The following is a 19679-nucleotide window of genomic DNA, read 5'->3' as shown; positions in this document are numbered from 1 at the left end:
TAAAGCGTTTCGCGATTAACTTGAAACATCTGGCGTCACCTAACGCGTTGAAATCTTTGATTTCAGGCAGCGTTAGGTGATTCAGGTATATCGCGAAATGCTATAACCTTGCGGAATGACCGCTTACTTCTTGCGCTTTTTCGGCGGCATCAGATCGGTAATGGTGCCCTCGAACATCTCCGCCGCAAAGTTCAGCGTTTCGCTGAGCGTCGGATGCGGGTGGATCGTGTGCCCAAGATCGACGGCATCCGCGCCCATCTCGATGGCGAGCGCCGCCTCGGCGATGAGATCGCCGGCATTGGTCCCGACGATCGCCGCGCCGACAACGCGGTCATCCTCGGGGTCGAACAGGATCTTGGTCATGCCTTCGCTGCGCCCGTTCGACAATGACCGGCCCGACGCGGCCCAGGGAAATACGCCTTTCCCGACCTTGATCCCCTTTTCCTTGGCCTGCGTTTCGGTCAGCCCGACCCAGGCAACCTCCGGATCCGTATAGGCAACCGAGGGGATGACCATCGCATCAAACGCCCGCTTGTGGCCCGCAGCAACCTCTGCCGCGACCTTGCCTTCGTGCACCGCCTTGTGGGCCAGCATCGGCTGTCCGACCACGTCACCGATGGCAAAGATATGCGACACGCCGGTGCGCTGCTGGTTGTCGACCGCGATGAAACCACGCTCGTCCACCGCGACGCCCGCCGCTTCGGCATTGATCAGCTTGCCGTTGGGCCGCCGCCCGACCGAAACCAGAACCCGGTCGAACATGTCGGTCGTGACCTCGCCCTTGTCATCTTCAAAGGTGACTTTCAGGCCCTTTTTCAGCGCCTCCATCGCGGTCACCTTGGTCTTGAGCATGATCTTCTCATAGCGGCCTTCGATGCGCTTGTGCAGCGGTCGGACCATGTCCTTGTCCGCACCGGGCATCAGCTGGTCCATGAACTCCACAACCGTAACCCTGGAACCCAGCGCGTCATAGACACAGGCCATCTCCAAACCGATGATGCCACCGCCCAGCACCAGCAGGCGTTTCGGGACCTCGGCAAGTTCCAGTGCGCCGGTGCTATCCATCACGCGCGGGTCGTCATGCGGGACAAAGGGCAGTTCGACCGGTTCGGAACCGGCGGCGATGATGCACTGGTCGAAACTGACTGTCGTGTCGCCGTCTTCTCCGCCCGACACCGCGATCATGTTCGGCCCCGAAAAGGTTCCCGTACCGCGCACCACCTTGACCTTGCGCGCGCGGGCCAGCCCGTCCAGACCGCCGGTCAGCTGGCTGACTACCCCGTCCTTCCAGCCGCGCAGCGCATCCAGATCAACCTTGGGCTTGGCGAAACTGATGCCGTGTTCACCCATTTCCTCGGCTTCGGTGATGACCTTTGCCGCATGCAGCAGAGCCTTGGACGGGATACAGCCCACGTTCAGGCAAACACCACCCAGACGGTCTTCGCGCTCGATCAGGATGACCGACTTGCCAAGATCCGCAGCACGATACGCGGCCGTATAGCCGCCGGGCCCGGAGCCGAGCACAACCACCTCTGCGTGATGCTCACCCTCACCGCTGGCGGTTCCGGTCGCAGCGGCGGCAGCGGGCGCAGATTTGGCGGCTGCCGGTTCGCGGCCCTGCCCGGCCGCGTCGTCCGAGTCCGCTCCTTCCAGCACAAGGATCACGCTGCCTTTCGAGACCTTGTCACCCTCTGCCACCTTGATCTCGGCGACCTTGCCAGCCGCCGGACTCGGGACCTCCATCGTGGCCTTGTCGCTTTCAAGCTCGATCAACGGATCTTCGGCAGACACCTCATCTCCCACAGCAACCAGAATGCTGACGACGGGCACTTCGGAAAAATCACCGATATCGGGTACTTTGACATCCATCCCTGCGCCCTCCCTAAAGCATCAATCGGCGCACATCGCCGAGCAGGTGTTTCAGCGTGGCACAGAAGCGCGCGGCCAGCGCGCCGTCGATGGCCCGATGGTCATAAGACAGGCTCAGGGGCTGCAAGTTGCGCGGCACGAAATCCTCGCCATTCCAGACCGGTGCCATCTTGGAGCGCGTCAGGCCCAGGATCGCCACCTCCGGCGCGTTGACGATCGGCGTGAACGACGTGCCGCCGATGCCGCCCAGCGACGAGATCGTGAAAGTCGCCCCCGACATGTCGTCGCCCTTGAGCTTGCCCTCGCGGGCCTTGGCCGACAACGCGCCCAACTCCTTGGAAATCTCGATGATGCCCTTGCGGTCCGCATCCCGGATCACCGGCACAACCAGACCGTTCGGCGTGTCGGCGGCGAATCCGATGTTGTAGAAATCCTTCCTGATCAGCTTGTCTCCGTCCGGGTGGATCGACGAATTCACCTCCCAGTGTTTCTTGAGCGCCGAGACCGACGCCTTGATGACAAAGCTCAACAGCGTCACGCGATAGCCGTCTTCCTTGGCCTGCGCATCCAGCTCGCGCCGATACCCGTCAAGATCGGTGATGTCGGCCTCTTCGTTATGCGTGACATGCGGAATGTTGAGCCATGAACGGTGCAATGCCGGTCCGGAGAGCTTCTTGATGCGCGGCATCTCCACATCCTCGACAGGGCCGAACTTGCTGAAGTCCACGGCGGGGATCGGCGGGATACCCATCCCACCCTGCGCCCCGCCCGCAGCGGCTGCAGGCGCAGCCGATGATTTCAGGTACTTGGTCACATCCTCGCGCAGGATACGTCCCTTGCGCCCGGTGCCGTTGACCTTGCTGAGATCGACATCGAGCTGACGGGCAAAGGCGCGCACCGACGGGCTGGCATGCACCTTGCCGAATCCCGCATCCGTCACGGCAGGCGCAGCCGCCGGCGGCGCGGCCGGTGCCGCGGGCGCAGCGGCTGGAGGGGCGGCAGCGTCCGAAGCGGCCTCGACGGCCGGTTCGGACGCCCCCCCTGCCTCGTCTTCCTGCTCTTCGGCCTCGACCATCATGATCACGCTGCCCTTGGACACCTTGTCGCCTTCACTGACCTTGATCTCCGTCACCTTGCCCGCAGCGGGGCTCGGCACTTCCATCGTCGCCTTGTCGCTTTCCAGTTCGATCAGCGGATCTTCCTGCGCGACCACATCGCCCACGCTCACGAGAACGCTCACCACCGGAACGTCGTTGAAATCGCCGATATCCGGCACGGTTACTTCAGTTGCCATAATTCTGTCTCCTCGTGCCCGCACTCAGACCAGGCGGGGGTTCGGCTTGGCGCCGTCGATGTCGTATTTGCTCAGGGCGGATTCCATGTCCTCGCGGCTGACATGACCGGCGCGGTAGAGCCGCTCCATCGCCGCCGCGGCGATATGGTTGGCGTCCACCTCAAAGAACCGCCGCAGGTTGACCCGGCTGTCGGACCGGCCATAGCCATCCGTGCCCAGCACCGTGTAGTCCGCCGGGACCATGGCCCGGATCTGCTCGGCATAGTTCTTCATGTAATCGGTCGCCGCAATCACCGGCCCCTTGGCCCTCGAAAGCTGACGGGTCGCGAACGGAACCTTCTCCTCGGCCAGCGGATTCAGGCGGTTGTGGCGCAGGCAGTCCTGCCCCTCGCGCGCCAGCTCGTTGAAGGACGTTGCCGACCAGATGTCGCTGGTCACGCCGAAATCCTCTTCGAGCATCTCCGCCGCCTTGAGCGCCTGCACAAGAATCGTGCCGGACCCCATCAGATTCACATGCCTGTCACCGGGTTTCGGCGTTTCACGGAACCGGTACAGCCCCTTGATGATGTCATCCTCGACGCCCATCGGCATGTCCGGATGGCTGTAATTCTCGTTCATCAGGGTCAGGTAGAAATACACATCCTCCTGATCGACATACATGCGCTGCAACCCGTGCTGCACGATCACCGCCACCTCGTACTGAAAGGTCGGATCATAGCTGATGCAGTTGGGGATCGTGCCCGCGAGGATATGGGAATGCCCGTCCTCGTGCTGCAACCCCTCTCCGTTCAGCGTCGTGCGGCCTGCCGTGCCACCCAGCATGAAGCCCCGCGCCCGGCTGTCTCCGGCGGCCCAGGCCAGATCGCCGATCCGCTGGAACCCGAACATCGAATAATAGATGAAGAACGGGATCATCGGCACGCCGTGGTTGGAATAGGCGGTCGCCGCCGCGATCCAGTCGGCCATGGCACCGGCTTCGTTGATGCCCTCCTGCAGCACCTGCCCGTCGGTGCTTTCCTTGTAATAGGACATCTGGTCGGCATCCTGCGGGGTGTATTTCTGCCCCAGCGGGTTATAGATGCCGACACTGCGGAACAGACCCTCCATGCCGAAGGTGCGGCTTTCATCCGGAACGATCGGCACCACGTTGTTGCCGATCTTCTTGTCGCGCAACAGCGTGGTCAGGATGCGCACAAAGGCCATGGTGGTCGAGATTTCGCGATCCCCCGTCCCCTTGAGCTGGGTCGAGAACTTGTCGAGGCCGGGAATGTCCAGCTTGTCGCTGGCGGCCTGACGCTGCGGAAATGCTCCGCCAAGCGCCTTGCGACGATCCGCGAGATACGCCTTCTGCGCATTGTTCAGTGTCACGAAGGGCGCCTTGCCCACGTCCTCGTCGCTCACCGGGATCTGGAAGCGGTCGCGGAAGGCGCGCAACTGGTCCTCGTTCAGCTTCTTCTGCTGGTGCGTGGTGTTCTGACCCTCGCCCGCACTGCCCATGCCGTGTCCCTTGACGGTCTTGACCAGCAGGCAGGTCGGCTGCCCCTTGGTCTCGGTCGCGCGCTTGAAGGCGGTATACACTTTCTCCGGGTCATGTCCGCCCCGGCGCAGCGCCCAGATCTGGTCGTCTGTCCAGTCTTCGACCAGCGCGGCGGTTTCGGGATATTTGCCAAAGAAATGTTCGCGGATATACGCGCCGTTCTTGGATTTGAACGTCTGGTAGTCACCATCGACGGTTTCATCCATCAACTGGCGCAACCGGCCGGTCGAATCCTTCTCCAGCAACTCGTCCCAGCCCTTGCCCCACAACAGCTTGATGACATTCCAGCCCGCGCCGCGGAAGTCGCCTTCGAGTTCCTGCACGATCTTGTGGTTGCCGCGCACCGGCCCGTCCAGGCGTTGCAGATTGCAGTTGATCACGAAGATCAGGTTGTCCAGCCCCTCGCGCGCGGCCAGGTCGATGGCGCCCCGGCTTTCGGGTTCGTCCATCTCGCCATCACCCAGGAAACACCACACCTTGCGATCCGCCATGTCGATCAGGCCCCGGTTGTGCATGTATTTCATGAACCGGGCCTGGTAGATCGCCATCAGCGGGCCAAGCCCCATGGAGACGGTCGGGAACTGCCAGTAATCGGGCATCAGCCACGGATGCGGATAGGATGACAGCCCCTTGCCGTTCACCTCGCTGCGGAAATTCTCCAGTTCTTCCTCGCTGATCCGGCCTTCCATGAAGCTGCGCGCATAGATGCCGGGGATCACATGCCCCTGAAAGAACACCAGATCGCCACCGTGCACCGCAGACTTGGCGCGCCAGAAATGGTTCAGCCCGATGTCATACATCGCCGCCGAGCTGGCGAAAGAGGCGATATGACCGCCGTATTCGCTGCTCTCCTTGTTGCGGCGCACGACGGTGGCCATGGCGTTCCAGCGATTGATCGTCCTAATCCGCCACTCCATTTCCATATCGCCCGGAAACGGTTCCTGGTCGTCGACCGGGATGGTGTTCTGATAGGGTGTGGTTGCCGAAAACGGCAGATTGGCCCCGGCGGCGCGCGCCTGCTGCACGGCCTTGTCCAACAGGAAATGCGCCCGGTTCGCGCCATCGCGTTCGATGACGTCCTCGATCGCTTCCTGCCATTCCTGGGATTCGACAGGATCGATATCCTGAGCGTGGTCTGTCATATGCCCTCTCCCTTGCCCCGCATGATTGCGGCGTTAGTTTAAAATTAAACTATGGTTAAAATCATCAACCTTCACCCATAGTCAGAACCAACCGGATCGATCGATCCAATAGATTGCGCGGTGCCTAACATGCCCCGTTTACGTCGCGTAGCCCACTGAGCGCATATCCTCCCTGCGCCTGACGCATAACATATGGTTTAACGCTAAACCAATATCGCATCCGCGAAATCGCCTGCCAAACCGCTCCCATCCCGCCCTCGGCAAACTACAGCAATTTTTTGGTATCCTGTCCATGGGCGCGCTTTGGTCTTCAAATCGTGGTGAAGGCCATCGGCCTGTTCGTCACCGCAGGAAACGGATCATCGAAACGATGATGTCTCCAGCAGGACCCTCCGGATTGTCCGCGACAGGTGTTACATCACGGCGCCGATCTGCCAGGGAACGAATTCGTAATCCCCGAGTCCCTGGGCCTCTGACTTGCTGGGTTCGCCCGAAGCGACCCGCAGGATCAGCTCGTAAATCTCGCGACCTTTCTGCTTGAGCGTGATACCGTCGGTCAGCATGTCACCGGCGTTGACGTCCATGTCGTCGATCATGCGGGCATACATCTCGCTGTTGGTCGCCACCTTGATCGTCGGGGCCGGTTTCGAGCCGAAAGCCGATCCGCGCCCCGTGGTGAACACGACGAGGTTGCACCCACCCGCGATCTGCCCAGTTACACTGGCCGGATCGTAGCCGGGGCTGTCCATGAAGGTGAAACCCGCCGCCGTCACCGGTTCGGCATATTTGTAAACCCCCATCAGCGGGCTGGTGCCCCCCTTGGCCGCCGCGCCAAGCGATTTTTCGAGAATGGTCGTCAACCCGCCCTTCTTGTTTCCCGGGCTGGGGTTGTTGTCCATGCTGCCCCGGTTGCGCGCAGTGTAATCTTCCCACCAACGAATGAGCCCCACGAGCTTGTCGCCGGTCTCGCGATCCGCCGCCCGTCGCGTCAGGAGATGCTCGGCCCCGTAGATTTCGGGCGTTTCCGCGAGCACACCGGTGCCGCCCTGCGCCGCCAGGAGGTCACTCGCGTAGCCAAGCGCCGGGTTGGCGGTAATGCCCGACCAGGCGTCGGACCCGCCACATTGCAGCGCCACCATGAGGTCCGACGCCGGGCATGGCTCGCGCCGCGCTTCGTTGGCCAGCGGCAACATCGCGCGCACCTTTTCGATGCCCATGTCGACCGTGCGTTGCAGTCCGGCGACCGACTGAATGTTCATGGTCTGAAACAGCGGCCCCTGTTGCAATCCGTAGGCGTCAAGCAGCCAGTCGATCTGGTTCATCTCGCAGCCCAGCCCAACCATGAGAACACCGGCATGGTTCGGATGACGTGCATAGCCCCACATCACCCGTTGCAGGGCCTCGAACCCTTCGCCATCGCCGCCCATGCCACAACCGGTTCCGTGCACAAAGGCCACAACCCCGTCGACATTCGGATAATGCGCCATCTCATCAGGCCCGAACGCATCCGCGATCCGGCGGGCGGCCGTTGCGGAACAGTTCACCGATGTCACCACCGCGATATAATTACGGGTGCCGACCCGGCCGTTCGCACGCCGATACCCCATGAACCTGTCCACCTGCGCCTCGGGAACCGGAACGACCGGGCGCAAATCGGTGCCAAATTCATAAGACGTCTCGGTGTTGCGAAAGGCCACGTTATGCGTATGCACATGCTCGCCCGGCGCAATGTCCTGCGACGCGAGACCGATGAACTGCGCGTATTTGCGGATCTGATCGCCCTTGCGGATCGGGCGTGTGGCGATCTTGTGACCCGAGGGAACCAGCCCGGTCGTGGTCACCTCTTCTATCTGCACGCCAGCCTGCAACGCATGGGTCGCGGTCACGACGTTGTCGTCTGGGTCAAGGCGGATGAAATCTCTCATCTCTCTTCTTCCTCTTTGTCGCAGTGCGGGTCGATCAATGGAACCGTTGACAGCGTGCACTCACCGAAATAGCCGCACGGACCGGATCAGCGATGTGTTCTCATACCCTCAACCTGCGACTAAACTGCTAAACACGCAACAGATCAACGCAAGGCAAAATATGATGATCGCCAGCGTCGACAGAACATCAAGCAGGTGGCGTAACCTCATACAGGGTGAGGTTGGGCTCCTTGGACCGCGTGGAGACGGTAAAACGGATAGACCGTTCGGCTGATCCAGAGCGACGCCTCGGTCATCCACAGTGTGGGACGCACGACAACATAGCGCATGATCACTTCGTAAAAGCGTTGTTGCAGAACTCTGGCCGCGAAGGCATCACCCTGTGGGTCCAGGCAGTTATGCCCGCTATTTTCCCCGCAATGTCGAAGAACATGCGCGCATCGTTGAGTGGGCGCCCGCGGGGGACGCCAGGGCGCTGCGACAGGCAATTCGAGATCACCTGTCACGCAATCTCCTCGACACTCGGCCAGCAAGCCGTTCCTCGGCGATATAGGTTCGAATGATCTCGGAAAACTCAGATTCCGCCACGAACCCAAGCGCCCGCGCCCGTGCCGTATCGAAATCACGTGGCCAGCCGGCGACGATCTGCATGATCGCCGCGTCCGGCTCTCTGCGGATACGCCCGACCGCGTCCGCGCCGGCCACCTCGCGCAGGGCTTCGATCTGTTCGGCAACGGTGCAGGACAGGCCCGGCATGTTCAGGCTGCGCCGCGCCCCGAGCGGATCGAGGTCCATGCTGCCCGCATGCAGAAGAAAGCCCACCGCCGAGCGCGGCGACGCGTGCCAGTGACGCACCGTGTCAGGCACCGGCAACACTGCCTCCTGACCGTTCAGCGGTTCGCGGATGATACCGGAAAAGAAGCCGGACGCGGCCTTGTTCGGCTTGCCCGGACGCACGCAGATCGTCGGCAGCCGAATGGATACGCCATCGATGAAACCCTTGCGGCTGAAGTCACCGATCATCGTCTCGCAACAGGCTTTCTGCGCGCCGTAGGAGGTGAGCGGCGCCGCCAGAAAATCATCACCGATCTTGTCGGGAAACGGTGCGCCGAACACCGCGATAGACGACGAAAACACCACGCGGGGCCGATATGTGCCACCGCTGTCCGCGTGTTCGGCCCGCAACGCCGACAACAGGTTCCAGGTGGGAAACATGTTCACCTCCCATCCCTTGTCGAAATTCTGCTCGGCCTCGCCCGACACGATCGAGGCGAGGTGAAACACCACGTCGGGGCGCATGGCGGCCAGCCGTTCGGTTGTCCCGGCGTCGGTCAGGCTGCCTGTCAACCGCTGCGCGGCCCCGGCGCCCGAGGGCGGGAACGCCATGTCGTGCAGGATCACCTCGGCCTCCCCACCTTGCCAGCCCTCGGCCGCCAACCGGTGAGCCAGCTTCTGGCCGATCATGCCGCCGCCGCCAAGGATCAGGATCTTTGTCATCGTTCAGTCCATCTTCAGGTTGTTTCGTGCTCATGATTCGAGAAAAAGACCCGAATGATCCATCTCGCCGCCCACCATCTCATCGCAGAAATGCGCGAACCGGTCGCGGGTATGCTGTGAGATCGTAAGCGACAGTCCCCAGGCTTTCCGCCTCGCCAAGCAGGTTGGTCAGATCCTTGAACTGGAACCCTGAGAGCCCGCCCGGCACGAAATTACGCCCCGGCAGGCGCGCGTTCTTCAAGCTATTCTGTAAAGGTCGGCCGATCCCCAGGCTGGACCCGGTGACCGGCGCCCGCCTGCCCGAAAGATCAAAATAGTTCTTCCCCAAAACGCTCTCTCCCCCGGTGCTGATACGCCGTTGACCTGGCGGAACTGGACCCTAGTATTTTGAATCGCTTTCGACTAGGCCATAAAAAACGGCGCTTTTCAGGGCCGGTTCCGGGGGGATAAATGAAAGCTGTGGTCATCCATGCGGCAAAGGATTTGCGCATAGAATCATATGTTTGTGATATGGGCTCTCCCGATCAGATCAGGCGACGCTTCAAAATTGGCGGCATTTGCCGAGGCGGTATCGCCGATCAACACCGGCACGCTCGAACTGCAACCGTTGCCCAGCGGACGATATCCCTTGGAGGGGCCGTGCAAGCCTTTGAAATGGCCGGAGATCGCTCGCGCGCGATGAAGGTGCCGATAGATTTCGCAACGCCCCGTTAAACGAGAGGGAACATGGCACGACTGGACGGAAAACGCGCATTGATCACGGCCGCGGGACAGGGCATCGGCAAAGCTTCGGCGCTTGCCATGGCCGCAGAGGGGGCGCATGTCTTTGCAACCGACATCAACGACGACGCGCTGGCCTCGCTGGCACAGGAAGCGGACGGGAAAATCGAAACCTTTTCCATGAACGTCCTCGATACGGAATCCGTGGTCGCGGGCGTCGCACAATCCCAACCCGACGTGCTGTTCAACTGCGCCGGATTTGTCCATGCGGGCTCGGTTCTCGACGCGACGGACCAGGAAATGGATTTCGCGCTCGACCTGAACGTCAAATCGATGTTCCGCACCATTCGCGCAGCACTCCCCGGAATGCTCGAACGGGGCGGTGGATCGATCATCAACATGTCGTCGGCCTGCTCGTCGATCATCGGTGCGCCAAACCGCTTCGTCTATGGCACGACCAAGGCAGCGGTGATCGGCCTGACGAAATCGGTGGCAATCGAGTACATTACCCGCGGCATCCGCTGTAACGCCATCTGCCCGGGCACGGTTGAAAGCCCGTCGCTGCATGATCGCCTGCGCGCCACCGGAGATTATGACAAGGCGATGAAGGATTTCGTCGCACGCCAGCCGATGGGCCGTATCGCCAGGGCCGAGGAAATCGCCGCACTCGTGGTGTATCTCGCCAGTGACGAAAGCGGGTTTACCACCGGTCAGCCACACATCATCGATGGTGGCTGGTCCGGCTGATTTCAACATATCACTCAAGGAGAGCGCCACATGTCTGACAAGAAGCCTCTGCTCCGGTCGCAAAAATGGTTCAACAATCCGGATGATCCGGAAATGACCGCGCTCTATCTCGAGCGCTACCTGAATTACGGCCTGACCCGCGAGGAATTGCAGTCGGGCAAACCGATCATCGGCATTGCCCAGACCGGCAGCGATCTCAGCCCCTGCAACCGCCACCACATCGAATTGTCCAAACGCGTGCGCGACGGTGTGATTGCCGCGGGCGGGACCGTGATCGAGATTCCCGTGCATCCGATACAGGAAACAGGCAAACGCCCGACCGCGATGCTGGATCGAAACCTTGCCTATCTTTCACTGGTCGAAACGCTGCACGGCTATCCCATCGACGGCGTGGTGCTGAACATCGGCTGTGACAAGACCACGCCGGCATTGCTGATGGCGGCGGCCACGGTGAACATTCCGGCCATTGCGCTGTCGGTTGGTCCGATGCTGAACGGTTGGTTCCGTGGCGAGCGCACCGGATCCGGCACCATCGTCTGGAAGGCGCGCGAATTGCTGGCCGCCGGCGATATCGATGACGACGGTTTCATGGAGCTGGTCTCGTCCTCGGCCACCTCGGTCGGCTATTGCAACACAATGGGCACGGCGAGCACGATGAATTCGCTGGCAGAGGCGCTTGGCATGCAATTGCCCGGTTCCGCCGCCATCCCCGCCGCCTATCGCAAACGCGGACAGATCAGCTATGAAACCGGCAAGCGGATCGTGCAGATGGTGCATGACGACCTGCGCCCGACCGACATCATGACGCGCAAGGCATTCGAGAACGCCATCGTCGTCAATTCGGCCATCGGCGGCTCGACCAACGCGCCGATTCACCTGAATGCAATTGCCCGCCACCTTGGTGTCGAACTCGTCAATGACGACTGGCAAAGGCTCGGTCACAAGGTGCCGTTGCTGGTCAACCTGCAACCGGCGGGGGCCTACCTGGGCGAAGATTACTTTCACGCCGGTGGCGTGCCGGCGGTGATCGGCGAACTGCTTGGCGCGGGGCTGCTGCCGCATCCCGACGCGATCACGGCAAATGGCAGGACCATGGCCGAAAATTGCGGCGACAAGCGCAGCGAGACACCGGACGTGATCAGGCCCGTTGCCGATGCGATGACCGGCGAGGCCGGGTTCATCAACCTGTCGGGCAACCTGTTTGACAGTGCGATCATGAAGACCAGCGTGATCTCGCAGGAATTTCGCGACAGGTATCTGTCGAACCCCGACGATCCGGACGCATTCGAGGGCCGCGCCGTGGTGTTCGACGGACCCGAGGATTTTCACAAACGGATCGACGACGAGAGCCTCGCCATCGACGAACATTGTATCCTGATCATGCGCGGCGCCGGCCCGATCGGCTATCCCGGCGGGGCCGAGGTGGTGAACATGCGCCCACCGGCCTATCTGCTCAAGCGCGGCATTCACGCCCTGCCCTGCGTCGGCGACGGTCGTCAGTCCGGCACCTCGGGCAGCCCGTCGATTCTCAACGCATCGCCCGAGGCGGCGGATGGCGGCGGGCTGGCATTGGTGGCAACCGGCGACCGGGTGCGTATCGACCTGCGGGCCTGCTCGGCCAACATGCTGGTGGATGAGGCCGAACTCGAACGTCGCCGCGCCGCGCTGCCCGAACACCCCTTTGCCCCACCCAGCCAGTCCCCCTGGCAAGACCTGTTCCGCGAAAAGGTCCGTCCCTTTTCGGAAGGCATGGTGCTGGACGGGGCCACCGATTTCAAAGACATCGCGCGCAGGTCGCTGCCGCGGGACAATCACTGACAGGAGACTTTGACATGAAACTGGTACGATACGGCACGCCGGGCGCGGAAAAACCCGGTCTGATCGATGCGGAGGGCAAACTGCGCGACCTGTCCGGCAAGATTGCCGATATCTCCGGCGCGAATTTGGGCGATGACACGATCGGCAAGCTGCGCGCGCTCGATGCCGCAGACCTGCCCGAGGTCGAGGGCAATCCGCGTCTTGGCCCCTGCGTCGGCAATATCGGCAAATTCCTGTGTATCGGGCTGAATTATTCCGATCATGCCGAGGAAACCGGTGCCGATATTCCCGCGCATCCCATCCTCTTCTTCAAGGCCAACTCGGCAGTGGTCGGCCCGCACGACACCGTCAGCATGCCGCGCGGCTCGACCCATACGGATTGGGAGGTCGAACTGGGCGTGGTGATCGGGAAAACCGCGAAATACGTCAGCGCCGCCGACGCGCTGGACCACGTTGCGGGCTATTGTGTGATCAACGATGTCTCCGAACGGCACTTCCAGACCCAATTGTCCGGCCAGTGGACCAAGGGCAAATCCTGCGACACCTTCGGCCCGACCGGTCCGTGGCTGGTAACCCGCGACGAAATACCGGATCCGCAGAAACTCGACATGTGGCTCGACGTGAACGGCAAGCGGATGCAGACCGGCAATACCAGCACCATGATTTTTACCGTTGCCGAAATCATCGAACATCTCTCGGGGCTGATGACATTGCATCCGGGCGACGTGATCTCGACCGGCACGCCTCCGGGCGTCGGAATGGGCATGAAGCCCGAGCCGGTCTATCTGAAATCCGGGGACCGGATGGATGTGTGGATCGAGGGACTGGGTCAACAAACCCAGACCGTGACCGAGGACCGCTGAGATGACCGGAAAACCCGATCTTCTGGTGATCGGAGGCGTCACGGAGCGCATGATGGATCGGCTGACCGCCGAATTCACCATTCATGCGCTTTATGACCAGCCGGATGAGGCGGCGTTCCTGGCCGCGCACGGCGCCGCGATCACCGCGGTCCTGACCAATGGACATGACGGCCTGCGCCCTGGTCTGATGGCGGCACTGCCGAACCTGAAGATCGTGTCCAGCTATGGCGTCGGGTACGACGCCATCGACGCGACCGCTGCCGCAGACCGTGGCATCGTCGTGACCCACACGCCCAACGTGCTGAATGACGAGGTTGCCAATACGGCGCTGCTGCTCTGGTTCGCGGTCAGCCGCCGGCTGGTGCCGCATGACGCCTATGTCCGCGCAGGCCGCTGGCAAGCCGAAGGCAACGCCCCGTTGACCCGTTCGGTTCAGGGGCGCACAGTCGGCATTGTCGGGCTGGGCCGTATCGGACAGGCGATTGCCGATCGGCTTGCCGCTTTCGACAGCACGGTGATCTATCACTCGCGCAACGCCAAGGACGTGCCCTATCGCTATTACGCCGATCTGTCCGAAATGGCCGCCGACAGCGATGTCCTGATCTGCATCACGCCGGGCGGGGCCGGGACGAAACATCTGATCGACAAGGACGTGATCGACGCGCTTGGTCCCGAGGGTATTCTGGTCAACGTGTCACGCGGCTCGGTCGTCGATGAAGCGGCCCTGGTCCAGGCGCTGCAAGACGGGCGTCTGGGCGGGGCGGGTCTCGACGTGTTCGAAGAGGAACCGCGTGTGCCTGCCGAACTTTTCGGCATGGATAACGTGGTTCTGCAACCTCACGTGGGCAGCGCCACCCACGAGACGCGGCAAGCGATGGGCGATCTGACCTGCGACAATCTCAGCCAGTGGTTCAGGGATGGCACCACCATCACGCCGGTGCCGGAATGTCGGAACATCGGCTAACAGGTGCTATAGCCCGAAACTGCCATAGGGAATGAACCGCACCGGATCGCCGGGACGGATATGCCGCTCACCATCGCCAAGTTCGACCAGCCCCTCGGCCCAGCTCAGCCCGCTGATCCGTCCCGATCCTTCCGAGGCGAAAACTTCGGCCCGGCCATCGCGCATCCGCGCCCGCAGGTATTCACGACGCCCCGGTTTCTTGCGCTTTGAAAACGCCGCAGGCACGTCAAAACCTTGCGGTTCGCGCCATTCGGCCCCGGCCAGAAGGCACATGGCCGGGCGCGCAAAGACCAGCGTGCAAACCATCGCCGCCACCGGATTTCCCGGCAGGCCGAATACCGGCACCCCGTGCCACAGGCCCAATGCGAGCGGCCGTCCCGGCTTGATCGCGATCCGCCATTCCTGCATCGCGCCCGCCTCTTGCAGGAGTGCTGACACGTGGTCTTCGTCCCCCGCCGAAGCGCCACCGCTGGTCAGGATGACATCCACGGCCTTCGCCGCCTCGTCCAGCCGAACCTGCAGAGCCGCACGATCATCGGCAACCCGTCCGAAATCGAGCGTTTCGAATCCGAAGGCCCGCGCCATCGACAGCAACATCGGCCGGTTGGCGTCGAATATCTGGCCCGGCGCCGCCGTATCCCCCGGTTCGACAAGCTCATCACCGGTGGACAGAACCGCAACCCGCAATCTCTTGCGCACCGGCACGCCGGCAATTCCGACTGCCGACATCAGCGCCATGTCCGCCGATGTGACCATGCGTCCCGTCGACAATGCGCGTTCTCCCGCGACAACATCCTCACCGGCCTTGCGCGTGTTTGCCCCCTGTTTCAGCGGCCCGCGAAAGGCGATCTGGTGGCCGTCGCAGGTCACGTCCTCTTCGAGAATCACCGTATCGACGCCTTGCGGCACCGCCGCCCCTGTCAGGATGCGGATCGCATGACCGGGTGGCACCGATCCGGCAAACGGAACACCGGCGGCGGCGCGCCCCTCGATCAGCGGCAGCACATGCGCGCCATCCGCGACCGCCCCGGCAAAGCCATAGCCATCGACCGCTGAATTCGGCTGTGGCGGGTTCGACCGCATGGCCACAACGTCTTGCGACAGCACGCGGCCAAACGCCTCTTGCAAGGGCACGGTTTCCTGACCCGTCACCGGGCTCAGCCGGGTGCGCAACATGTCCAGCGCCTCGTCAACCGGGGTCCAGGCGACACCGGCCGGCAGGGCAAAGCAATCATTGCGCAGGGGCGGCGGCGCAAGCGGTGCGCCCGCCTTGCCGGTCGGTTTGTCTTGGTGTCCCGCCCTCATGATCCGTCCCTTCTGCGGCGTGTCCGTCATCCGCATTTTGTCACCCCACCAGCCCAAAAGCGACCCGGATCAACCGGTTCACAACCCCACCTCGGCCAGAATGAAATCCGCGATCCCCGCAGTATCGTCGAGATCAAAGACCGGTCGATCCAGCGTGATCGCCGTATCGCTTGCCACCGCGCGGACGCTTGGATCGTCGCGCGCAATCAGCTCCTGCCCGACCTCGGCGCGATGGGTTTCGATCTTGGCGTGACCCTCGCGCTTGTATCCCTCGACCAGCACCAGATCGACCGGTGACAAACGCGCCAGCAGCGCCTGCATCCCCGGCTCGGGCGCGTCGCGCAATTCGTGCATCAGGGCCCAGCGTTTGCCGGACGACAATAGAACCTCCTGCGCCCCGGCCACCCGGTGCCGGTGGCTGTCCCGCCCCGGTTGATCGACGTCGAACGTGTGATGGGCGTGTTTCAACGTTGAAACCGTCATCCCGCGCCCGGTGATCTCGTGCACCAAACGCTCGACAAGACCGGTCTTGCCAGTGTTCTTCCAGCCAACAACACCGTAAACCTTCATCGCAACGCCTCGTGCATCTGCCCGGCACGGGCGAGGTCATCAGGGGTATTGACGTTGAAAAACGGATCGGTATCGCCGACCGGGAACACCGCGTCGCGACCGCCATGTCGCTCGGTCCAGAGTACCACCTTGCGCAGCCCGTCATTGAGCGCCTGTCGCAGATCCGCGCGCAGCGACACCGGCCACAGGCCGAAGGTCGGGTGACGCACCTGCCCGCGCCGCGCATCCGGTGTCGCCGCCAGCACCAATGGTGCCGCCATGCCCTGCCCCGCCTGCTGCAACCGGTCCACGAGATCCGCGGGAAAGAACGGCGTATCCGCCGCAGCCGTCACGATCGCATCCGCGCCCTGCTCCGCCGCCCAGTCAAGCCCCGCCAGCACCCCGGCCAACGGCCCGGCAAACCCGTCGATACTGTCCGCCAGCACCGGAAGGCCATAGGACTCGAACCGTGCCGGATCGCCATTCGCATTGAGGGCAATGCCCGACACCTGCGGCGCCAGGCGATCGATCACCCGCGACAACAGGGTCTGCCCCCCGAGCGACAGCAATCCCTTGTCGCCGCCCCCCATACGGGTTGCCAGCCCACCGGCCAATATGACGCCGGGCGGGGCGCTCATGCGCGCGCACTCTTTCTGCGGTGTTTGCCTTCTTCCGCCGGAATCGAAGCCGGGTCGATATCGCGTAACAGGCGGTCTTCTCCGGCAAGGCAGATGAATCGTTGCCCCCGCATCCGTCCGATCAGGGTCAGACCGACCTGACGGGCGATTTCCACGCCCCAGGCGGTGAATCCCGAGCGCGATGCCAGCACCGGGATGCCCATCATCGCGGTCTTGATCACCATTTCCGAGGTCAACCGCCCCGTGGTATAAAGAATCTTGTCGGCAGCCGCCGTTCCGCTCTGCAACATCCAGCCGGCAATCTTGTCCACCGCGTTGTGACGGCCGACATCTTCCATGTAGACCAGCGGCCGATCCTGCTTGCACAAGACCGTACCGTGGATCGCCCCGGCCTCGAGATACAGCGACGGGGTGCGGTTTATGCTGGACGCCAGGGCATAGAGCCAACTGCTGCGCACAGGCGTCTGCGGCAGGTTCACATCCTCAAGCCCCTCCATCATGTCGCCGAACACGGTGCCGACGGCACAGCCCGACGTACGGGTCTTTTTCCGGAGCTTTTCCTCGTAGCTGGTCTGGCGTTCGGTACGCACGACAACGGTTTCCAGATCATCGTCGTAATCGACCCCGGTGATCCGGTCGTCCGGCAACAGCATCCCCTGATTCCTGAGAAACCCCAGCGCAAGGTATTCCGGGTAATCGCCGATCGTCATTGCCGTCACGATTTCCTGCGCATTCAGGAAAATCGTCAGGGGGCGTTCCTCGACCACGTTGATGCGGCTGATTTCCCCATTCTGATCAACACCCTCGACCGCCCGCGTCAAGCGGGGCGCCGCCGGGTCCGGGGCGATCAGGTAGCCCGAGATGTCCTGCTCTTTGGCCAATTGCAAACCTCTGCGTTCGTCGCTAGTCCAGTCGGGCATAGTCTAGGGTCAACGCATGTCATCCACCACCGCGAAATCGTTTTTCTGGAAAGGGGTAAGAGACAGCGCACCCTTCGTCTTCGTCGCGGGACCCTTCGGACTCCTGTTCGGCGTGCTGGCGACAGAAGCGGGGCTGAACGTCACAGAGACAATGATCTTTACCATGACGGTTTTCGCCGGCGCCGCGCAGTTCGCGGCGCTGCAACTGATGCAGGAAAACGCGCCGACCCTGATCGTTCTTGCCTCTGCGCTCGCGGTGAATCTGCGGGTTGCGATGTACTCCGCATCGCTCACCCCGTATCTGGGGGCAGCGCCGATCTGGCAGCGGGTTCTGGTGGCCTATTTCACCGTCGATCAATCCTATGCGTTGTCCGTTTCTCAATTTGAAACGCACCATGACATGTCACTGTCCGAGCGGCTTCGCTATTTTGCCGGCACCTGCGCGTTGGTCGCACCGTTCTGGTATGCCGCGACCCTGCTCGGCGCACTCATGGGCGCGAGAATCCCCGAAAGCTGGGCGCTGGATTTTGCATTGCCGATTGCCTTTCTGGCGATGATCGGCCCGATGTTGCGCACCCCCGCGCATATCGTTGCGGCGCTGGTGTCGATCGTCGTGTCAATCGCCGCTGCCGGCCTGCCCTACAACTCCGGGCTGCTGGTCGCGGGGATCATCGCCATGATGGCCGGTGCGCGTACCGAACTCTGGCTCCAGCGGCGGGGATCGTGGACATGAACATTGATCCGGTCACACTCTGGACCGTCATCATCGGGCTCGCCATCGGCAGCTTTGCCCTGCGATTCGTGTTCATCGGGCTGGTTGGCGACCGTCCTCTGCCGCCCTGGCTTCTGCGCCACTTGCGCTATACCGCCGTGGCGATCCTGCCCGCGCTGGTCACACCGCTTGTCATCTGGCCTGCGGCAACCGGTGGCACGCCCGATCTGCCGCGCATGGCAGCGGGCGCGGCGACACTGGCAGTCGGACTGTGGACGAAGAACGTCCTTGCCGCCATCGCGGCGGGAGCTACGACGCTATACGGGTTGTTATACCTATTCGGCTAGCGGGGTTACGCCCTCTTCCAGCGCCTTTTGCAGGTCCGGGTCGTCGTCCTCGTAATAGCGCGTGGTCGTGACGCCGGGAATCTGTTCGAACTGTGCCATCAGCTTGTTCGGGTACATCACACGCCGAATCGACTCGAAACCCGGCACCTGCGACAGCAGTTCCGACAAAGACGAGGTGCATAGCGCGTCCATCACCGGCCCGGCCTGCAACGCCAGTTGATAGGCGATCTGGGCCTGCTCGGCGGTGACGTCGATGGTCTGGCTCACCACATGGTATGTACTGCGCGCGTGGGCGCTGCGATACCCCTTTTCCATGGCGGGCGTGATGCCGAACAACACGTCATGGCGCTCGGGAGTCGCTTCGGAATAGAACGATCCGGCGGGATCGAAAATCACCCGTTCGGACGCGTTGATCAGCAACCCGCTATGGGCGCCGCTGCCCGTCCGGTTGTTGACCATGGTGTAAAGCGTCAGTGACGGCGGACCGGGGTGGCGATAGGAGGCGCGCGCAACCACGTCATCCGGGGCATAGACGCGCGGCTTGCTACAACCGGCCAGGATCAGGGCCAGGGCCAGGCAGACAAAGACGGTTTTCATCTGGGATACGGGTGCGTCAGCGCGCGAAGATCGCGAGGAGTATCAACACCACCAGAATAGCGACAACGGCCCAGGTGGTGTACCGGATGAACCCTTCGAATGTCCTGGTCTGAACTTCGATGTCCATCTCTCCGTGCTTGTATTCCGCCATCTCAGAAATCCTGTTCGCGTTGCGTTATCTCTTGTTATTGCATTCGCAAATCCCTGTCACCGCGTCAACCAGACACGGTTGCGC

17 protein-coding genes are annotated in these 19679 nt (G+C 62.4%); 6 read left to right on the top strand and 11 right to left on the bottom strand.

Annotated elements, in window-relative coordinates:
- Positions 1–123 precede the first annotated feature (123 nt).
- The 5 genes from lpdA to denD form a co-directional block, all read right to left on the bottom strand.
- Positions 124–1869 (bottom strand): dihydrolipoyl dehydrogenase, encoded by a 1746-nt coding sequence (lpdA, locus tag AB9K34_RS13720; RefSeq protein WP_369954989.1) that lies wholly within the window; start codon positions 1867–1869, stop codon positions 124–126.
- Positions 1870–1882: 13 nt separating this feature from the next.
- Positions 1883–3163, bottom strand: a complete 1281-nt coding sequence (gene aceF, locus AB9K34_RS13715; RefSeq protein WP_369954988.1) for a dihydrolipoyllysine-residue acetyltransferase — start codon at positions 3161–3163, stop codon at positions 1883–1885.
- Between the two features lie 24 nt (positions 3164–3187).
- Positions 3188–5842, bottom strand: coding sequence for a pyruvate dehydrogenase (acetyl-transferring), homodimeric type (gene aceE / locus AB9K34_RS13710; protein WP_369954987.1), 2655 nt, complete (start codon positions 5840–5842; stop codon positions 3188–3190).
- Between the two features lie 413 nt (positions 5843–6255).
- Positions 6256–7767 (bottom strand): UxaA family hydrolase, encoded by a 1512-nt coding sequence (locus tag AB9K34_RS13705; protein ID WP_369954986.1) that lies wholly within the window; start codon positions 7765–7767, stop codon positions 6256–6258.
- A 495-nt stretch (positions 7768–8262) separates the two neighbouring features.
- Positions 8263–9264, bottom strand: coding sequence for a D-erythronate dehydrogenase (denD, locus tag AB9K34_RS13700; RefSeq protein WP_369954985.1), 1002 nt, complete (start codon positions 9262–9264; stop codon positions 8263–8265).
- A gap of 726 nt (positions 9265–9990) precedes the next feature.
- On the opposite strand from denD, the gene AB9K34_RS13695 reads away from it, so the two are divergent.
- Genes AB9K34_RS13695 through AB9K34_RS13680 form a run of 4 tightly spaced genes read left to right on the top strand, consistent with a single transcriptional unit; the run spans position 9991 to position 14376 of the window.
- The gene (locus tag AB9K34_RS13695) at positions 9991–10731 is read left to right on the top strand and encodes an SDR family oxidoreductase (protein ID WP_369954984.1); all 741 of its coding nucleotides are present in this window, start codon (positions 9991–9993) and stop codon (positions 10729–10731) included.
- A gap of 30 nt (positions 10732–10761) precedes the next feature.
- Entirely contained in the window at positions 10762–12549 is a 1788-nt protein-coding gene (locus AB9K34_RS13690; RefSeq protein WP_369954983.1) for an IlvD/Edd family dehydratase, read from the top strand.
- Positions 12550–12563: 14 nt separating this feature from the next.
- The gene (locus AB9K34_RS13685) at positions 12564–13412 is read left to right on the top strand and encodes a fumarylacetoacetate hydrolase family protein (RefSeq protein WP_369954982.1); all 849 of its coding nucleotides are present in this window, start codon (positions 12564–12566) and stop codon (positions 13410–13412) included.
- A 1-nt stretch (position 13413) separates the two neighbouring features.
- Entirely contained in the window at positions 13414–14376 is a 963-nt protein-coding gene (locus AB9K34_RS13680) for a 2-hydroxyacid dehydrogenase (protein ID WP_369954981.1), read from the top strand.
- A gap of 6 nt (positions 14377–14382) precedes the next feature.
- Here AB9K34_RS13680 and glp read toward each other — a convergent pair whose 3' ends face one another.
- The 4 genes from glp to AB9K34_RS13660 form a co-directional block, all read right to left on the bottom strand.
- The gene (glp, locus tag AB9K34_RS13675) at positions 14383–15681 is read right to left on the bottom strand and encodes a gephyrin-like molybdotransferase Glp (RefSeq protein WP_369954980.1); all 1299 of its coding nucleotides are present in this window, start codon (positions 15679–15681) and stop codon (positions 14383–14385) included.
- 78 nt (positions 15682–15759) lie between these two features.
- On the bottom strand, positions 15760–16251 hold the full coding sequence (gene mobB / locus AB9K34_RS13670) for a molybdopterin-guanine dinucleotide biosynthesis protein B (RefSeq protein ID WP_369954979.1): 492 nt from the start codon (positions 16249–16251) through the stop codon (positions 15760–15762).
- The gene (mobA, locus tag AB9K34_RS13665; protein ID WP_369954978.1) at positions 16248–16868 is read right to left on the bottom strand and encodes a molybdenum cofactor guanylyltransferase MobA; all 621 of its coding nucleotides are present in this window, start codon (positions 16866–16868) and stop codon (positions 16248–16250) included. The genes mobB and mobA overlap by 4 nt, the downstream gene beginning before the upstream one ends.
- Complete coding sequence (locus AB9K34_RS13660) at positions 16865–17788, bottom strand: formate dehydrogenase accessory sulfurtransferase FdhD (protein ID WP_369954977.1); 924 nt, start codon at positions 17786–17788, stop codon at positions 16865–16867. The genes mobA and AB9K34_RS13660 overlap by 4 nt, the downstream gene beginning before the upstream one ends.
- A 16-nt stretch (positions 17789–17804) precedes the next feature.
- Between AB9K34_RS13660 and AB9K34_RS13655 the strand changes: the two genes are divergently transcribed.
- Entirely contained in the window at positions 17805–18521 is a 717-nt protein-coding gene (locus AB9K34_RS13655; protein ID WP_369954976.1) for an AzlC family ABC transporter permease, read from the top strand.
- Entirely contained in the window at positions 18518–18847 is a 330-nt protein-coding gene (locus AB9K34_RS13650; RefSeq protein WP_369954975.1) for an AzlD domain-containing protein, read from the top strand. The genes AB9K34_RS13655 and AB9K34_RS13650 overlap by 4 nt, the downstream gene beginning before the upstream one ends.
- On the opposite strand, the gene AB9K34_RS13645 is transcribed toward AB9K34_RS13650, so the two are convergent.
- Entirely contained in the window at positions 18836–19444 is a 609-nt protein-coding gene (locus AB9K34_RS13645; RefSeq protein WP_369954974.1) for a hypothetical protein, read from the bottom strand. The two genes, AB9K34_RS13650 and AB9K34_RS13645, sit on opposite strands and share 12 nt — an antisense overlap.
- Before the next feature lie 16 nt (positions 19445–19460).
- Positions 19461–19595: an aa3-type cytochrome c oxidase subunit IV gene (locus tag AB9K34_RS13640; protein WP_369954973.1), complete on the bottom strand. Its 135-nt coding sequence runs from the start codon at positions 19593–19595 to the stop codon at positions 19461–19463.
- Between the last annotated feature and the right edge of the window lie 84 nt (positions 19596–19679).

The organism is Sedimentitalea sp. XS_ASV28 (assembly GCF_041224545.1).
GTDB lineage: Bacteria > Pseudomonadota > Alphaproteobacteria > Rhodobacterales > Rhodobacteraceae > Sedimentitalea.
The sequence above is the reverse complement of the archived record's forward strand: the minus strand, read 5'-3'. Positions and strand labels throughout refer to the sequence as shown.